16 protein-coding genes are annotated in these 16,323 nt (G+C 56.8%); 4 read left to right on the top strand and 12 right to left on the bottom strand.

Annotated elements, in window-relative coordinates; translation table 11 throughout:
• Window position 1: 1 nt before the first annotated feature.
• Both NIZ92_RS14045 and icd read right to left on the bottom strand, forming a co-directional pair.
• The gene (locus NIZ92_RS14045) at window positions 2-1,237 is read right to left on the bottom strand and encodes an acyl-CoA dehydrogenase (RefSeq protein WP_035274528.1); all 1,236 of its coding nucleotides are present in this window, start codon (window positions 1,235-1,237) and stop codon (window positions 2-4) included.
• A gap of 308 nt (window positions 1,238-1,545) precedes the next feature.
• Window positions 1,546-2,802 (bottom strand): NADP-dependent isocitrate dehydrogenase, encoded by a 1,257-nt coding sequence (icd, locus tag NIZ92_RS14050; RefSeq protein ID WP_026483219.1) that lies wholly within the window; start codon window positions 2,800-2,802, stop codon window positions 1,546-1,548.
• Window positions 2,803-3,069: 267 nt separating this feature from the next.
• Here icd and NIZ92_RS14055 point away from each other — a divergent pair, with 267 nt between their 5' ends.
• Entirely contained in the window at window positions 3,070-3,498 is a 429-nt protein-coding gene (locus NIZ92_RS14055; protein ID WP_009456762.1) for a DUF1841 family protein, read from the top strand.
• A 14-nt stretch (window positions 3,499-3,512) separates the two neighbouring features.
• Here the strand turns inward: NIZ92_RS14055 and NIZ92_RS14060 are convergent, their stop codons facing one another.
• Window positions 3,513-3,881, bottom strand: coding sequence for a c-type cytochrome (locus tag NIZ92_RS14060; protein WP_254002121.1), 369 nt, complete (start codon window positions 3,879-3,881; stop codon window positions 3,513-3,515).
• A gap of 16 nt (window positions 3,882-3,897) precedes the next feature.
• Window positions 3,898-4,239 carry a c-type cytochrome gene (locus tag NIZ92_RS14065; RefSeq protein WP_031232637.1) on the bottom strand — a complete coding sequence of 114 codons (342 nt, stop codon included), beginning with the start codon at window positions 4,237-4,239 and terminating at the stop codon, window positions 3,898-3,900.
• A 231-nt stretch (window positions 4,240-4,470) separates the two neighbouring features.
• On the opposite strand from NIZ92_RS14065, the gene NIZ92_RS14070 reads away from it, so the two are divergent.
• Genes NIZ92_RS14070 through NIZ92_RS14080 form a run of 3 tightly spaced genes read left to right on the top strand, consistent with a single transcriptional unit; the run spans window position 4,471 to window position 7,112 of the window.
• Complete coding sequence (locus NIZ92_RS14070) at window positions 4,471-5,328, top strand: MoxR family ATPase (RefSeq protein WP_009456767.1); 858 nt, start codon at window positions 4,471-4,473, stop codon at window positions 5,326-5,328.
• A gap of 1 nt (window position 5,329) precedes the next feature.
• Window positions 5,330-5,950 carry a GNAT family N-acetyltransferase gene (locus NIZ92_RS14075; RefSeq protein WP_254002122.1) on the top strand — a complete coding sequence of 207 codons (621 nt, stop codon included), beginning with the start codon at window positions 5,330-5,332 and terminating at the stop codon, window positions 5,948-5,950.
• Complete coding sequence (locus NIZ92_RS14080) at window positions 5,940-7,112, top strand: VWA domain-containing protein (RefSeq protein WP_009456769.1); 1,173 nt, start codon at window positions 5,940-5,942, stop codon at window positions 7,110-7,112. Before NIZ92_RS14075 ends, NIZ92_RS14080 begins: the two co-directional genes overlap by 11 nt.
• Window positions 7,113-7,238: 126 nt before the next feature.
• Here NIZ92_RS14080 and NIZ92_RS14085 read toward each other — a convergent pair whose 3' ends face one another.
• The 8 genes from NIZ92_RS14085 to NIZ92_RS14120 all read right to left on the bottom strand — a co-directional run bounded on the left by NIZ92_RS14085 (window position 7,239) and on the right by NIZ92_RS14120 (window position 16,311).
• On the bottom strand, window positions 7,239-7,952 hold the full coding sequence (locus NIZ92_RS14085; RefSeq protein ID WP_235332504.1) for a DUF2968 domain-containing protein: 714 nt from the start codon (window positions 7,950-7,952) through the stop codon (window positions 7,239-7,241).
• A 61-nt stretch (window positions 7,953-8,013) separates the two neighbouring features.
• Entirely contained in the window at window positions 8,014-9,417 is a 1,404-nt protein-coding gene (locus NIZ92_RS14090; RefSeq protein ID WP_009456771.1) for a sigma 54-interacting transcriptional regulator, read from the bottom strand.
• 20 nt (window positions 9,418-9,437) lie between these two features.
• Window positions 9,438-11,510, bottom strand: a complete 2,073-nt coding sequence (locus tag NIZ92_RS14095) for a pilus assembly protein TadG-related protein (RefSeq protein ID WP_083053243.1) — start codon at window positions 11,508-11,510, stop codon at window positions 9,438-9,440.
• Between the two features lie 34 nt (window positions 11,511-11,544).
• Window positions 11,545-12,033 carry a DUF3613 domain-containing protein gene (locus NIZ92_RS14100; RefSeq protein ID WP_254002123.1) on the bottom strand — a complete coding sequence of 163 codons (489 nt, stop codon included), beginning with the start codon at window positions 12,031-12,033 and terminating at the stop codon, window positions 11,545-11,547.
• A gap of 25 nt (window positions 12,034-12,058) precedes the next feature.
• Complete coding sequence (locus tag NIZ92_RS14105; RefSeq protein WP_254002124.1) at window positions 12,059-13,057, bottom strand: tetratricopeptide repeat protein; 999 nt, start codon at window positions 13,055-13,057, stop codon at window positions 12,059-12,061.
• A gap of 5 nt (window positions 13,058-13,062) precedes the next feature.
• Window positions 13,063-14,043 carry a type II secretion system F family protein gene (locus tag NIZ92_RS14110; protein WP_009456782.1) on the bottom strand — a complete coding sequence of 327 codons (981 nt, stop codon included), beginning with the start codon at window positions 14,041-14,043 and terminating at the stop codon, window positions 13,063-13,065.
• A 9-nt stretch (window positions 14,044-14,052) separates the two neighbouring features.
• A complete protein-coding gene (locus NIZ92_RS14115; protein WP_060186403.1) occupies window positions 14,053-14,976 on the bottom strand; it encodes a type II secretion system F family protein in 924 nt (307 codons plus the stop codon).
• Window positions 14,977-16,311 (bottom strand): CpaF family protein, encoded by a 1,335-nt coding sequence (locus tag NIZ92_RS14120; protein ID WP_051316243.1) that lies wholly within the window; start codon window positions 16,309-16,311, stop codon window positions 14,977-14,979.
• Window positions 16,312-16,323 lie beyond the last annotated feature (12 nt).

A 16,323-nucleotide genomic window follows, 5' to 3' on the forward strand; every position in this document is an offset into this window, starting at 1 on the left:
TTTAAAGCTTGTTGGAAATGTAAGGCGTACCGGTCATGCCGTTACCGTGTAGCTCATAACCCATAGGGGCGGTAATCGAAGCATGGCGAGTACCTGTATTAATATCCCGCCACATGCGGCCCAGCAAACTGTTTTCCGCAAAAGAGGCCGTGCCATGTAACCAGCACAGATTGTTCACCGCATCCACCAGTTCGTGTCCGGCATGGCCGATTCCGGCGCGGTGACGAGCACGTAGCTCCAAAGGCATGGGCACGGTGCCAGAGGCAGCAGCATCAATTTGAGCCGCAGCGCGTTCCAGCAATAAGCGGGCACCATCAATCTGAATACTGGCCGTTCCCAGGTTCTGCACAAACGCCCCCGAATCCGACTGCTTCTTGTAATGGGTATAGGTAATGCCGCGCTTGCCACTGACACCAGTAGTGAAATCCACGGCGGCTTGCGCGGCCCCTAAAGATGGCGCTTGAATGCAGGTGGACATGGTCAGGTGCGGCGTCAAACGACGACCAAATGTAGCCAAGGGATCTTGCTCCTGCACATCGCCCATCAGTTGCTGAAACGTAATCAGGCGCTCTTTGGGGACCCACAGGTTTTCTGCCACCATGGTGTTGGAGCCCGAACCGCGCATACCGATGGTGTACCAGGTATCCTGAATTTCAAACTCATCACGACGCATCAGCACAAAGCCCACGGTAGGCTCGACCTGCTCGTTTTCCTTGATGAACAAAATCCCCAGTGCCCAGTCCGAGTGATTGCTGTTCGAGGCAAAAGGCCACTTGCCCGTAATGCGCCAGCCATCGCCATCCGGCGTTGCCGTGCCTTGGGGTTGGGCAAAAATGGACGCCGCACGGATTGGACCGTCTGCAAACACCTCATCGAGCATGGCATCGCTAAAGCGGTTGGCCAGCATGACCGAACCATTAGAGATCACCACACACCAGGCTGCTGCCGGATCGTAATAGCCCACGGCGCTGGCACATTGCAAGAGCATCTCCGCCCCACCCTCATAACCGCCGTAGCGCTTCAAGGCCGAAATGCGCCAGGCCCCGGTGGACTCCAAAGCCTGAACCGCCTCGTCTGACAACATGCGATTACGGTCAGCCTGCGGGGCCAACTCACGTAGCAGCGGGCCGATCTCATGGATGCGCTCCAGAATCTCCTCTGTCTCCTGACGGGATGGTGCCTGGGTAACGGTGATCCGCTCGCGCTCGGCGACCAATGTAGCTCCTGTGATAGTCATAACAGCTCCTTAGAATTATTTGATATGGCAAATTTATAGCTATCGTCAGTTAATCGCAATATCAATAATCATGGAAACCGCTAAACACGCTTGTTTTATTGAGTTTATTCGGGTTTTCACCTAGTAAAAATCATGCGCCAAGCTTATTTTTAATTGCATAAAACTAACGATCAAAAATATTTTGAGCATAAGCAAAGCAGAAAAAAGAGAAAAAAAATGGCCTGCGCCAGCATGAGACGAAAAAAAACCGCCGACCCGAAGGTCGGCGGTTTCTCATGTAGAAAACCGGCTTTAACAGCCTGCATTCATTACATGTTTTCGATCATGACATCGCCAAAGCCGGAGCAGGACACTTGAGTCGCGCCTTCCATCAGACGGGCAAAGTCATAAGTCACTTTACGCGAGGTGATGGATTTTTCCATGCTGGAGATGATCAGGTCAGCAGCTTCGGTCCAGCCCATGTGACGCAGCATCATTTCGGCAGACAGGATCAGCGAACCTGGGTTCACGTAGTCCTTGCCAGCGTACTTGGGAGCAGTACCGTGGGTAGCTTCGAACATGGCCACGGAGTCGGACAGGTTGGCACCGGGGGCGATACCAATACCACCCACTTGAGCAGCCAGAGCGTCGGAGATGTAGTCGCCGTTCAGGTTCAGTGTGGCAATGACGTCGTACTCGGCAGGACGCAGCAGAATCTGTTGCAGGAAGGCGTCAGCAATCGAATCCTTGACGATGATCTCGCGACCAGTCTTGGGATTCTTGAATTTGCACCATGGGCCGCCGTCGATCAATTCAGCGCCAAATTCCTTTTGAGCCAGTTCGTAAGCCCAATCACGGAAGCCACCTTCGGTGAACTTCATGATGTTGCCCTTGTGAACGATGGTCACGGAAGAGCGATCGTTGTCGATGGCGTACTGGATGGCCTTGCGCACCAGGCGCTCGGTACCTTCGCGGGACACAGGCTTGACACCGATACCGGAGGTATTGGGGAAGCGAATCTTGTTCACGCCCAGGGTGTTTTGCAGGAAGTCGATCAGCTTCTTGGCGCTTTCGGACTCGGCAGCAAATTCAATACCGGCGTAAATGTCTTCGGAGTTCTCGCGGAAAATGACCATTTCGGTCTTTTCTGGCTCACGCACAGGCGAAGGAACACCCTTGAAGTAGCGCACTGGGCGCAGGCAGACGTACAGGTCCAGTTGCTGACGCAGGGCCACGTTCAGGGAACGGATGCCGCCGCCAACGGGAGTGGTCAGAGGGCCTTTGATGGACACGACGTAGTCTTTAACGGCATCCAGAGTTTCTTCTGGCAGCCAGACGTCGGAACCGTACACCTTGGTGGATTTTTCACCGGCGAACACTTCCATCCATTCGATCTTGCGCTTGCCGCCATAAGCCTTGGCAACAGCAGCGTCGACCACTTTGATCATGACTGGCGAAATATCCACGCCCGTACCATCACCCTCGATGTAAGGAATAATGGGTTGATCGGGAACATTCAGGGAAAAATCCGCGTTAACTGTAATTTTCTGCCCCGACGCGGGGATCTTGATATGCTGATAGGACATGGATGCTCCAGTTGTGCTCCAATATTAGGGATAGCTAAACACGGAACGCTTTCGCGTTTCCGAAGTCTTATATAAGAGTTTAACTTAATTCGCGCGTATTCAGGCACCTGTAAACTCAAAGCTTGCCAAAAATGCTTGCATTCTTGGCAACTTATCCATTCTACACGGCCCCGATTGCAGCTTGTGCCGGCCTTGCGCCCCCACCATTTCACGCAAAACGCGCGCCGAAGATTCGCATTTTCTGACTATTTTTATCTCGATTCCACCATGTTCAACCCCTCTCGCGAGCAGGTTCGCCAATTTTTCATTGAAGCTTGGGACAAGCACCAAAGTGGTCATCTGCTGACCGCTCTGGAGACCATGGCGGTGGATCTGGTGCAACAGCACCCTGAATACCACGACGACTTGCGCAACGCCGACGCCGTCAACCAGGACTATTCCGTGGAGCAAGGACGCAGCAATCCCTTCCTACATCTGTCCATGCACCTGGCTATCAATGAACAACTGTCCATTGACCAGCCTCCAGGCATCAAGGCAGCGTATCAGCGCCTATTGACCCGGCACGATCAGCACGCCGCAGCGCACATCATTATGGAAGCGCTGGGCGAGGTGATCTGGGAAGCACAACGTCTGGGCACACCGCTGAACAACGAGCGCTATATCGAATTGATTTTGCGCCACAGCACGCGCGACTAAAGTCGCAGGCTGCCTTACTTTCTATTGCTCAAGGGGCCGGGCTGACGCGACAGCCATACGGAGATACTGTCGATATCCGCCTGGCTCATGGTATTGGCCATAGCCCCCATAACGGCATTCTTGCGGATATTGGACGTTGCCGGTGCTCCGGCCTGCCCACGCTTGTAAGCCATCAAGGCCTGCCGCAAATAATCGGCATGCTGACCGGCCAGAATGGGATATTCCGGGTTCAAGGGCGTTTTCGCGTCGTCACCATGACAGGATGCGCAATTCAGATTCTTCCAGGCTTCCCCGCCTGCCTTGGCCAGATCTTCGGCGGCCATCACCTGACCGGCCACCCCGGCCATCAGCCCCATTGCCACCAGCAAGACTGCTTTTCTCATACGTGCCTCCCCGTCCTTAAGGTTTGTTGCCCGCGTAGTACGCGGCAATATCCGCCATGTCCTGCTCGGACAAGCTCAGCGCAATGGCTTGCATGGTGGGGAAGGTTCGAGCGCCGCTGGCATACTCCTTGAGTGCTGCTTCTATATAAGCAGCGCCCTGCCCGGCAATCATGGGGACGTGATAGACCTCGGGAAAGCTGGCCTTGTAACCGGGCAAGCCATGACAGCCTATACACATGGAGATCTTGTCGCGCGCCGCCTCGGGATTGGCCTTGATCGGCTCGGAATCCTGCGCCTGGGCTGCCCAGGGCAGACAGGAGCTTGAGGCCAGAAGAAAGAAAGAGACATACCGCTTCATTTGCAACTTCATCATCGCTATTCGCTTTGTCGTGGAGTTGAAAACGGTCCGGGTCAGGCTCTGCGTCTATTGCAGCAAAAAGGAATCAACGCGACACCTGGCTCTGTGATGCTGACCGACGAGTACTGAGTCGATTGTATGATAATTGCCAAGGATGACTGATACTAGTATTTATACCCGAGTTTCTATTCTTGACAGATCAACATTTTAAGTACAAGTTTGAGCCGATTTATGACTACTACGACCCGTTTTGAAGGCACCGATCAGTACGTTGCCACTGATGATTTGAAGCTGGCCGTCAACGCCGCTTTGACGCTACAACGTCCTTTGTTGATCAAAGGCGAGCCCGGCACTGGCAAGACACTGCTAGCCCTGGAAGTAGCCCGTGCCCTGGGACGCCCCCTGCTGCAATGGCACATCAAGTCCACCACCAAGGCCCATCAGGGCCTGTATGAATACGATGCGGTGTCGCGTCTGCGTGACTCCCAGTTGGGCGATGAAAAAGTTCGCGACATTGGCAACTACATTGTGCAAGGCACATTGTGGCAAGCGTTTGAGTCCGAGGAACCCACGGTTGTTCTGATCGACGAGATCGACAAGGCCGACATCGAGTTCCCCAACGACTTGCTGCAGGAACTGGACCGCATGGAGTTTCATGTTTATGAGACTCGCCAGACCGTCAAGGCGCGCCATCGTCCCTTGATCATCATTACCTCCAATAATGAAAAAGATCTGCCCGACGCCTTCCTGCGCCGCTGTTTCTTCCATTACATCCGCTTCCCCGAGCGCGAAACCATGGAACAGATTGTGGCGGTGCATTACCCCAATCTGCGCAGCGACATTCTGTCCAGCGCCCTGGATACCTTCTTTGCCCTGCGAGATGTCCCCGGTCTGAAGAAAAAGCCGTCTACCTCGGAATTCCTGGACTGGCTGCGTCTGCTCCTGGCCAACGACATTCCTGCCGATGCCCTGCACGAGCTGGATGAAGGCTTGCCCCCTATGGCCGGTGCCTTGCTGAAAAACGAACAGGACTTGTCCTTGATGCAGCGTCTGGCCGCCATGAGCCAACGCAGCCAGCGCCGGAGCTGATATGCACACAAGCGCTTTTTCCCAGCCATTGGCCCCCGTGACACTGGAAGGATGGGACGTGCGTCTGGAGCCTTTGCAATTGGCGCACGTGGAGTTACTGGAAGCCGCCGCTGCCGATGGCGAACTTTGGAATGTACGTGTAACCAGCGTGCCCGCCCCCGGCCAGGCCCAGGACTATGTAAAAAAGGCGCTGGACGGCCTGGAGCAAGGCCATATGCTGCCCTTTCTGGTGCGTGACCTGAGAACAGACCGGGCTGTCGGCACTACGCGCTATCACGACATTATTGCGCCAGTGGCCCGCCTGGAAATCGGCTATACCTGGTACGCCCGCAGCGCCCAGCGCAGCCACGTCAATACCGCGGCCAAACTGCTCCTGCTGCAACATGCGTTCGAGACCTTGGGAGCCGGAGTCGTGGGCTGGCGTACCGACCACCTGAATTTCAAATCTCAGCAAGCCATCACCCGGCTGGGAGCGCGTTTCGATGGTCGTGTCCGCCACCATGCCATCCGCCGCGATGGCACGATACGCGACACCATGTTCTACAGCTTGATGGCAGGCGAGTGGCCCGATACCCGCGCCCACTTGCTGGACAAACTAAGGCAGCACAGCCATGTTGCTTGATTTCTTCTACCACCTGCGTGAACGTGGCCTGCCAGTGTCCATTCAGGAACACCTGACGCTGTTGGACGCCTTGTGCAAAGGCATCATGCCGCCCACGCTGGACGATTTTTATCATCTATCCAGACTGGTTCTTATCAAAGACGAAACGCTTTACGACCGCTTTGATCTGGCCTTTGGGGAGTTCTATCAGCCGCAGCTGGAAGCGCTGGCCAAAGATAAAACCCTGCCCGAGGACTGGCTGCGCAAAACCCTGACGCGCAACCTGACTCCGGAACAGAAAGCCGCACTGGAAAAGCATGGCTTGGAAAAGCTGCTGGAGATGTTCAAGGAACGTCTGAAAGAGCAGCAAGGGCGTCATGCAGGCGGCAACAAGTGGATTGGAACCGGCGGCTCCTCGCCGTTTGGACATGGTGGCTATCATCCCGAAGGTATCCGCATTGGTGGCCCTTCGGCAGGAAACCGTACCGCCATCAAGGTCTGGGAAAAGCGCGAGTTCGTGGACTACGACGACCAGCAAGAGCTGGGCACACGCAACTTCAAGATGGCGCTACGTCGCCTGCGACGCTTTGCACGCCAAGGTGCCCCTACCGAGCTGGATCTGGACAGCACCATACGCGAGACGGCTCGCAATGCGGGCATGCTGGATTTGCAAATGCAGGCCGAGCGACAAAACCGCGTCAATGTGCTGATGCTGCTGGATATAGGCGGCAGCATGGATGACCACATCGCCCAGGTTGAGTCCCTGTTCTCGGCCGCACGTTCCGAATTCAAACACCTGGAGGCCTACTACTTCCATAACTGCGTGTATGAATCGGTATGGCGGAACAATTCACGCCGCCAAAGCGAACGACTGGAAACCTGGGATTTGCTGCGCAAGTACAACGAGGACTGGCGCGTCATTATCGTGGGCGATGCCACCATGAGTCCTTACGAGATCATGGCCCCAGGTGGTTCTGTCGAGCACTACAACAAGGAAACCGGCGCAGCCTGGCTGCAAAGACTGAACGACCACTGGCCACGTATTGCCTGGCTCAACCCCGAGCCGCAGGCTTACTGGCCGTACCGCCAGTCCATTGCCATCATTCAGAATCTGATGTCCGACCATATGTACCCCGTCACCAGCGCAGGGCTGGAAGAGGCAATGCGGTACTTGTCGCGGTAGCATCAGACCTTTATCAAGCAGCAAGTTAAAAGACCCGAATTTCGGGTCTTTTTTTATTTACGATTAAAAAACCCGCAGAGTCTTGCGACTGTGCGGGCTTTCAATCAGGCTTTGCTATTGCAGCGATCAGCGACCTCGTTGACGCTGCAACATCCCGGCACGCTGTCGCTCCAGATCCTTGATCTGACTCTGCAATTCACGCAACTGCTCTCGGGCTTCACGCTCTTGTTCGGCCAGCGCCTGGGCTTCGCGACGGGACTCCTCGCGCTGAGCAATGGCCAAGGCCTCTTGCTGACGCTGCAACGCCAAGTCGTTCTGCAGCACGGTCAGTTGATCGGCGCTTTCATTCAATTGCTTTTCAGCCTTGGCAACTTCAGCCTGCAGCTTGATGCGCTCCAGATCGGCGGCGGCATAGTCCACCGTGTCCTGACGGTACTGGGTGTACATGCGCTCGGCCAGGGATTCGTCGGTGGTCTTGAAGACGCGCCAGAACTCACGCTGCTGGAACAGGGCCACGTAGTAGGTCATGCTTTCGGCAGAGAACAACAGACTGGCACCGAAGCGACCGTTATAGGCGGTACGCAGCTCTTGCACGGCACGGGCCTGAATCAGCTGCTGCAACTGAGCCACAGTGGTGTTTTGATAAGCCGGGGCCGCTGCGGGCGCTGGAGCAGCGGCTGGAGCCGCAACCGGGGCTACCTCTTCAACCTCTTGTTCCTGGGTTTGCGCGACCACCGGCCGCTCAGGCTCCTGCACCAAAGACACCGAGCTGCACGCTGACAAGAAAAGAAGTCCCCCCAAGGACAGCAACACCGCCGTCTTCTGACTAAGGTTCACCATACCCATCCCTTGATAAACAATTTTTTTGTGTTTAGCTTGATACACAGAATCAGCCCGTATTCTAAACGCGGCTTGTCGCATCTTGTGCCTTTATGTTGAATTTGCGCATCTTTTCCCACAAAACTTTACGAGAAATCCCTAATACGGCAGCGGTATCCTGCCGTCGCCAGTTCTGGGTATCCAGAACCGAAATAATACGTGCACGCTCTTCCTGCTCCTGTGCGCTCAGGCTGATGACGGGCTCGGGCCGCTCCAGAATGGGCGCACCTTCAGGCAAAGCCAGAGCCGGGGCCATAACGGGGGCGTTGAAACGCTCCAGCACTTGCCGCAACTGCACCGACTCCCAGGCCCCAAACTGCTTGCTCATGACAGCAACGCGCTCCACCAGATTAGCCAGCTCGCGCACATTGCCGTTAAAGCGCATGCTGCCCACCGCATCCAGAACCCATTGAGGGATGTCCTCGACGTCACACTCCAGGGCCTGTTCCAGCAAGGCGCAGAAAATGGCGATTTTTTCCTGGGAGCCACGCTGCTCCAGATTCGGAATCAGCAGCTCCACCACGGCCAGGCGGTAATACAGGTCTGCACGGAACTGGCCTTGTTGCACCAGCCCCAACAGGTTTTTGTTGGTGGCAGCCACCATACGAAAATCTACTGGGATCTGTTGTGTCGATCCCAGGCGCGTTACCGAACGCTGCTCCAGCACCCGCAGCAGCTTGACCTGCTGGTGCAAGGGCAAGTCCCCGATCTCATCCAGAAACAAGGTGCCTTGATCCGCCTGCTCGAAATAGCCTTTATGAGCACCAATCGCACCAGTAAAAGCCCCTTTCGCGTGGCCGAAGAAGTGGGCTTCAAACAGGCCCTCAGGCACCGCCCCGCAATTCACCGGAACAAAGGGCCCTTGCGCTCGTGAAGAACGCTCGTGCAGCAATTGAGCGATGCGTTCTTTGCCCACACCTGTTTCACCATGAATCAAAACACTGGCCCCGCTATCGGCGTACATATCCGCTTCAGCAATCAAGGCCCGCATCACAGGCGATACGGCTACTAATGGTTGAGGACCACCTTGCCCTTCGCGCTCGACCTGTGCGGTCAGCCCGGCCAGCTTGGCCACCAGAGTACGCAGCTCGGCCTGACTGAAAGACAGCGGCAAGGTATAGGAGTAGGCCGAGGGGTAAAAACGCGGGTCGTAGCCTCGGTCCTCCGAGGCCACCCAGATCACTGGAATGGCGTGCTCAACCAGCCACTGGTGCTGTTCAAAACGTCCCTGGGCCATCACACTGACGGACACCAATGCAACCGCATGGCGCGTGGGATGACGCTCGGCGTCCAGCACCAGGGAAGGCTCTACGCGCATGACCGCTACCGAACTGGGTTCCATGGCGCGCTCGGCACGCGTCACCAGATCGGAACTACCCTCCCAGACGTATAAAACGGGTTCATTACCCATAAAGCTGACGCTCATTGCTGTATTCGCCTCCCGCCCTATTGCACCAGATAGGCAGTACCGCACTGCACATCATGAAGTTTCACATCCGCCTCGACCAGGCTCAGGCCCAGCAGCTTCAGCAGTTCTTCCAGCAGCGCGCTCAAACCTTGCAATACAGGGTCTAACAAAGCGACAACCAGACTTAGAACGGCACCAACCAGGTTGGAGTCTTTAAAGACCAGCACCTCTACCGCGCCTGTCCGGCACTCGCGCATGGCTTTCTGGCCACCTATACCGCCAATCACACAAGCCAGATCGCTCAAGGGAGCACCCAGCAGGGTTGTCAGCAAATTATCGACAAAGCCCAGAGTTCCGCCCAACACACCAATCAAACCGTTCTGGCTCATGGTGCGGGACAGTTGCTCCATGCGTTCCTTGGACCAGTTCATCTCGTTCACAACGGCAGAAATTGAGCGGCCCGCCCCATCACCGACCAGACTTTCTGCCATCTGACGTTTACCGGAAGCGCCACTCCAGGGCGTGTTCAGCAAGTCGCCCAGAATTCCCGACAGAACCGCATCGGAGAGCAGGCGCACACTGCGGGACAAGTCCAGCTGAGTTGCGTTCACGGTTGCTTCCGAAGGCTCGCCCGGAGGCGCGGTCAGCGTCACATGAACCGGGTTTTTGGTATCAATCAGGGGCAAGGTGACTTTGGCAGTCAACGGCAAGATACCCAGCACATTGATGACACGATGGCGCTGAATCTGCCCGAAGGATTCGTCCTTGCAGCTATTGCTGGTCGAGAAGAAATCCGAATGCGGGAACTTGCCCAGACACACATTCACCAAGGAGGATTTGACCGCAATCGTGGCCTGATTCTCGGCAATCGGGGCACGGCAGATATTGACGAGCTCCCCAGTGGCTTGGGACAACTCGATAATGACCGGCAAGCTGACTTCGGTTCCCAGCACCTTCAGGATCGGGCCGGCCAATGGAATCTTGGAAGTATCCAGATTCAGATAGACTCGCACACCTGCCGAGTTCGCTTTAGTGCCTATCCCGCCCATGGCGATGCTGGGCGGCTCCACAACCCGCACTCGCAAATCCAGGGCGTTATTGAACATATTGGTCAAACCGGAAGGCAGCGCAGTCAGGTTCAAATCAATCAGATTCTTGCCATTGGCCACCACCAGTCCCGTGTTGACCAGTTGCAGCACGTCCAGGTTCACATTCAAGGCCGACAAGGGATCCACACCATCGATCAAGGCCAGAATACCGCCCTCACCCAGCAGTTTGACGGGCAAATCCAGAGGACCGACGCCCAGCAACAAGCGGATGTATTCCTGCAAGGCCCCAACGTCCAGACCCAGTGTTTTTTGCTGGTCCAGCAAGGCCAGACTGGCACTTAGCAAATCGGCCAAAGTCAGCTGCTCCAGCCGGGCCAATTCTTCAGGTGTGCCCACTCCTGCGATAACCGTGGCGGGCAATCCCAAGGCTTTCAACAAACCGGAAGGCGTAATCTTGGCATTGACCAAACCGGCCGAGTCCAGCACCGTCAACTGGTCCGGGCGCAGGCCCACGCCGCGCAGCAGGTTATAGACCAGACCATTGCGCTTCAAGGACAAAAGACGACTGCCCACGGAGAAGGTCGCAACCGGCTCACTGTTCTTGGCGGTGGCAACCGCCTCAATCACCGAGGAAGTAAAGAAAGGGAACAGGGAAGGCGGCTGATAGCTCAAATGCACGCGCACGGAATCAGCGGGCAAGGAAGAAACAAAACGCTGGGCCGGATCACTGTGGCTGCTATTCCATTTACCGCAAAAGACTTTGGCACCATCGCCCGTCAAACCCGCAGCAGGCGAATCGGGCTGGCTATTCAGGCTGAACCTGGCCATGCTTTCACCTTGCTGGCAGCCCAGCGCATCCCCGGAACCCAAGGCCTGCGCCCCCGCCAGTGCAGCCAGGTCAGCCGCGTTTTGCAGCCCCCGCTTTACATGGAAGTTATGCCCCAGGTGCGCTGCCCCCAGCAACACCAGCCCCACCAGCAACGCGGCGGCTGCAGGCACAATAATGGAACCTTGCTGCTTATGTGCCTGCTCGCTCTGGGTTCGAGTTCTTCCCCATTTCATCTCGCTCTCCTGACCCACTCCAGCCCTGTGGGCTTTAATCACTACCGTTTGTTTTGATGCGCTCTTTCATGTACTCAGGAATGGGATGCTTGAAGCTCTCCAAATAGCGCTCCCAGGCCAGATTGGCTGCTGCACCATGCACCGGCAAGACCTTGCCTTCTCGGTCCGGGTCGGCCTGCATGCTGAGCAGGCTGCGGGTATCAGGCCCCACCTCGATACGCGGCGGAATATGGCGGCGCTCGTTCTGTACATGCACAGGCAGGCCTTCCACTTCAGGCCAAGGGTGTACTTCCTCATTACTCAAGCGGTACTTCTCGTAAGGCTGACGCTCAGCGGGCGCTGTTTCTGCCGCCGGAGCGGCCGGTGTGTGCACACCCTGATTGCTGGCCGCTGCCGGGCTGGTGCTGACCGGGTAGGTGCTGGTGCCTGAAACCATGGTTCCAGTCAGCGGAGCTTGTGTCTGCGCCCAGGCACTACTGGCCATCAACAAGGTGCAGCAGGCCAAAATGCGGGATCGGTTCATTGCGATATCCTTGAAAAAACGGCAATCAATTCATTGACGAAGACACAGGGCCCAGGCTTTCCAGCAAGGGACGGTTCAAGCCCGCTTGCGTAGAAGAAACCACAACCGCAGCAGGACGAGCCACGGCCGGGTTTGGTGCCTGGGCGGATCGGTTCAAGACGACCTGGCCCATCGCCGTCGGAGTAGCCGGACTCAATGCCACCGCCTGGGCTCTGGCCTGCTCATCCTTTGCAGCCGCTGCCATGCGCAGCTCGTGTTGTTTCTGCATTTGCTGACGGGCGTGCAATTGCTCCAGATCCTGTCCAATCTGTTCGGCCATCTGCACAATAGCTTGCTGGGTTGCGGCGTCCATACCTGCTTGCTGCATCACAAAGCCAGCCCGTTGCGTTTCCTGGCTGACCAGCAAATACAAGGCCATATTGCTCAGTATCTTGGGGTTATCCGGGGCCAGTTCGGCCGCCTTGCCCAGGGCCAGACGTGCTTCGTGAGGGCGACCGGAACGCAAGTAGGCATAAGCCAGATCGCTTTGCACAATCGCATTCGTGGGGTCTTGCCCAGCCGCCTGCTTAAGGAAATGAGCAGCCTGATCAAAGTGTTCTTGCGAGCCAGCAATCAAACCCAAACCTTGATAAGCCCGTCCGGCCACGGGCGTATTCAACAGGGCCTTGAAGGTGTGCGCTGCCTGCTCCAGCTGTCCGGTTTGACGCTGTGCTTCAGCCCGCAACACCATGACCTCCGGGTCTGCGCCATATTCCTTTTCCATGGCTTCGGCATAGGCCAGGGACGCAAAGTAGCGGCCCTGTTTTTGCGTCTCTTCCAGCATGCGTACCGCCATCTGCTTGTCAGTCGGTCTGCGCTTTTCCCAATGCTCAATTTCCTTGCTCTGCAAGAAGGCTTCCTGTTCCTGTTGCTGACGCACCAGCTCGTAGGCGGAGTCCGTGGTGGAACACGCCACCAGCAAAGTACTCCCCAAACCCAGCGCAGCCCAGCGCATCAAGGGACGAGTCCATGTCGACATTTTCATCAAAGTCACCCTCCGGCCACTTGGCTCAAGCCACGGAACAAGGCCAGAAAACCTGACCCCGCAGTAATAATCAACAAGGCAGGCAGCAAAGTCAGCACCATGACGCCCGTCATCTTTACGGTCAATTTGCCTACCTTGGCTTTCAGCTCCAGGCGACGCTGCTCGCGCAAGCGCACACCGAAGCGGTGCAGGGGTTCCTGCATCGCACCACCATGCTGGTCCACCTGCACAATCAGGCGACAGATCACGGCCAGATCCTCGTTGGTAAAGCCGCTGGCAATCCGCTCTAACGACTGTTCACGAGTACGACCACGGGCATATTGCTCGACCGCAATGGTCAGCTCTGAGCCCATGACGGGAATCACGTCATGGAACTCGCGCTCGATAGTGTGCAAGGTCTGGTCCATGGACAGGCCCACGCCTTGCAGCAAACGCAGCAAATCCACAAACAGGGGCAGCTCCGCAGCGATACGCAGACGACGTTGCGAGACCCGGCGCGCCAGCCACCATTTGGGCAGCATCCAGCCCAGGGCAAAGCCAATGAACACAGACACAAACGGCACATACTCATTCAGCCTGCGAGTCATGGGCAGCAAGCTGAACAGGACAATCAGAACGATGCTCAGGCCGACTCGACTCAGGACGAAATACTGCCGCGCCACATCAATGTGCTTGAAGCCCGCATTCATGATGAGTACGCGATCTTCCTCGCTAAGCAGACTGGACCCGAAACGCCCTTTCAGCCAGCGCTCGCCCAGACTGCCTGCCTGCATCTTGATCTGTTCCACCGTCTGGCGAGACTGGCTGGGCGCCTGCGTCATGTGCGGCGCGCCTTTCAGGCGTTCATCCACCGCCTGGCTCAAACGCATGGCTTGCTGACGCTGCTGCCAATGGTTGTGAAACCACAAGGCAAACAGAATCAGGCCAGCCAGAGCGCAAGCCACAGCTCCCCAGACCAGAACGGTTTGTGCTTCCAAGGCCATCATGTCTTGCTCCTAGACATTGCGTGCCATCCAATACAGCCAATAACAGCCCACACACTGCAAGACTGCTGCGAACAGCAGCATGCGAAACCCCACGGGGTCGTTCCACATGGTCAGGAACAGCTCGTTATTGAAAATCAGAATGTAGACACCGATCAGGATCGGCAATAACGCCAGAATCCAGGCGGACAGGCGCACCTCGGCAGACAAGGCCACCAACTCGCTGCGGGCGTTTTCCCGGTCTCGCATGAAACCAGCCATACGTTCCATGGTCTGATCACTACGACCGCCAAAGCGCATCGCCACACTGATTACAGCGGCGACCAGAAAGAGCTCGTGCAGGCCGTGCTGACGTGAAACGGCACGCAAGGCCACATCCAGATCCTGCCCGGAACGATGCAGAGAATTTGCATCCTGCAATACCTGACCCAAGGGTTGTGGCGTGTTGTCAGCCGCATTCAAAAAGGCCGCCCCCATGCTGTTGCCAATGGTGATCAGGCGTACCATCAGATCCAGAAAATCCGGAATCTGCGAGACGATTTTGCGGTGACGCTTATCACTGCGAAACCACAGAAAGGTATAGGCGCCCAGTACGGTGGCAAGCAGCATGGCCCCACCTGCAACCGGCCCGACAAAAGCCAGCAACAAAGCAGGCGGCACCAGCGTACCCAACAGAAGAATCAGATAAAAACGGCGTGAAGGCTGAATGCCGGTGCGCAGCATGAACTCCCGCCAGCCTTTGGGTGCTCCCAACCAGGCATCCTGCGTACTAGGCTGGGCTCGTACGCTACTTTGCACCGCCGGGCGCAAAGCCAGCTGCTGCTCGAGCACCTGTGCCGAACGCTGGGCCTGCTGACGCTGAGCACCCTTGGCCCAGAGCAGCACCGCGCCCAGCATCAGAATCACAGCCGCCAAAGCGATATACAAAGCCATCATTTAGCGTCTCCAATCCCAGAAACCACCGCCTTCTTTAGGCGTGTTGTCCTGAGCCTGAACCTGCTCATTAGCCAGTTGATCGCGGTACTGCATCAGCTTGCGGGTATGCGGATGAATGCCCAGGCTGACCCAGCGATCCTGCTCGGTGCCATCATCCAGCACATAGGATTCGTGGCGATACAGCTCTTGCATGGCAATCACACCATCGCCCATGCCGGTAATTTCTGTAATGGACAGCACCCGGCGCTTGCCATTGGGCAGGCGGCCAATCTGAATAATGAAGTCCAGCGCGCTGGCGATCTGTCTGCGCAAGCTGTCCTCGCTGCCCTGAAAGCCCGCAAACCCGGCCAGCATTTCTACGCGATACACACATTCGCGCGGCGAGTTGGCGTGGATCGTGGCCATGGAGCCTTCGTGACCAGTATTCATGGCTTGCAGCATGTCGATGACCTCGGCGCCCCGCACTTCCCCCACGACCACCCGGTCCGGACGCATACGCAAGCTGTTGCGCAGGAGTTCGCGAATCGAGATTTCGCCGCTGCCGTCATACCCGGCCTGACGTGCTTCCAGGCGCACCACATGCGGGTGATTCAAGGCCAGTTCGGCGGTATCCTCCACCGTTACGACACGCTCGGTTTTGGGGATGTAAAAAGCCAGGGCATTGAGCAAAGACGTCTTGCCGGAGCTGGTCCCGCCAGAAATCAGAATATTGCAACGCGATTTCACTGCGGCTTGCAGCAGCCGGTCCACCGGCTCGTCAAACGCGCCCAAACGCATCAAGTCTTCAGGCTTTAGCGGGTCCTTGCGGAACTTACGGATAGAGACCATGGGGCCGTCCACCGCCAGGGGGTGAATGACCACGTTCAGGCGGCCACCATCGGGCAAGCGGGCATCCACCATCGGAACCGACTCGTCCAGTCTGCGTCCCAACGGAGCCAGAATACGGCGCACGATACGCAACACGTGCTGATCATCCGTAAACCCACTGGGCTCCTGGCCCAACACGCCACCGCGCGACACAAACAGCTTGTCGTAGCCATTGATCAGAATGTCTTCAACCGCCGGATCCTCCAGCAGGTCTTCCAAAGGCCCCAGGCCCGCCAGTTCGCGGGTCAGCGCCTGCACGATCTCTCGTACTTCCTGTTCGTTGACGGGCACCCGTTTCAAACGAACAAAGCTGGCCAATTCAATGCCAACAAAATCCTGTATGGCCTGCCGTGTCCAGCGACCAAACTCGGCTCCCAACTCTTCGATGCGAGCCAGCAAATGTTCATGGGCCTGTTCCCGGACCTGAATCAGGTCGGGACGCCCACCGAGCAATGAAGTATTGTTCATGCCTTACTTTTC

Source organism: Alcaligenes sp. 1735tsa3, from assembly GCF_024134565.1.
Lineage (GTDB): Bacteria > Pseudomonadota > Gammaproteobacteria > Burkholderiales > Burkholderiaceae_B > Alcaligenes > Alcaligenes phenolicus.

Coding starts and splice junctions, on each gene's coding strand:
- NIZ92_RS14045 (WP_035274528.1), bottom strand. CDS start 1,237: ATGACTATCACAGGAGCTACATTGGTCGCCGAGCGCGAGCGGATCACC.
- icd (WP_026483219.1), bottom strand. CDS start 2,802: ATGTCCTATCAGCATATCAAGATCCCCGCGTCGGGGCAGAAAATTACA.
- NIZ92_RS14055 (WP_009456762.1), top strand. CDS start 3,070: ATGTTCAACCCCTCTCGCGAGCAGGTTCGCCAATTTTTCATTGAAGCT.
- NIZ92_RS14060 (WP_254002121.1), bottom strand. CDS start 3,881: ATGAGAAAAGCAGTCTTGCTGGTGGCAATGGGGCTGATGGCCGGGGTG.
- NIZ92_RS14065 (WP_031232637.1), bottom strand. CDS start 4,239: ATGAAGCGGTATGTCTCTTTCTTTCTTCTGGCCTCAAGCTCCTGTCTG.
- NIZ92_RS14070 (WP_009456767.1), top strand. CDS start 4,471: ATGACTACTACGACCCGTTTTGAAGGCACCGATCAGTACGTTGCCACT.
- NIZ92_RS14075 (WP_254002122.1), top strand. CDS start 5,330: ATGCACACAAGCGCTTTTTCCCAGCCATTGGCCCCCGTGACACTGGAA.
- NIZ92_RS14080 (WP_009456769.1), top strand. CDS start 5,940: ATGTTGCTTGATTTCTTCTACCACCTGCGTGAACGTGGCCTGCCAGTG.
- NIZ92_RS14085 (WP_235332504.1), bottom strand. CDS start 7,952: ATGGTGAACCTTAGTCAGAAGACGGCGGTGTTGCTGTCCTTGGGGGGA.
- NIZ92_RS14090 (WP_009456771.1), bottom strand. CDS start 9,417: ATGAGCGTCAGCTTTATGGGTAATGAACCCGTTTTATACGTCTGGGAG.
- NIZ92_RS14095 (WP_083053243.1), bottom strand. CDS start 11,510: ATGAAATGGGGAAGAACTCGAACCCAGAGCGAGCAGGCACATAAGCAG.
- NIZ92_RS14100 (WP_254002123.1), bottom strand. CDS start 12,033: ATGAACCGATCCCGCATTTTGGCCTGCTGCACCTTGTTGATGGCCAGT.
- NIZ92_RS14105 (WP_254002124.1), bottom strand. CDS start 13,057: ATGAAAATGTCGACATGGACTCGTCCCTTGATGCGCTGGGCTGCGCTG.
- NIZ92_RS14110 (WP_009456782.1), bottom strand. CDS start 14,043: ATGATGGCCTTGGAAGCACAAACCGTTCTGGTCTGGGGAGCTGTGGCT.
- NIZ92_RS14115 (WP_060186403.1), bottom strand. CDS start 14,976: ATGATGGCTTTGTATATCGCTTTGGCGGCTGTGATTCTGATGCTGGGC.
- NIZ92_RS14120 (WP_051316243.1), bottom strand. CDS start 16,311: ATGAACAATACTTCATTGCTCGGTGGGCGTCCCGACCTGATTCAGGTC.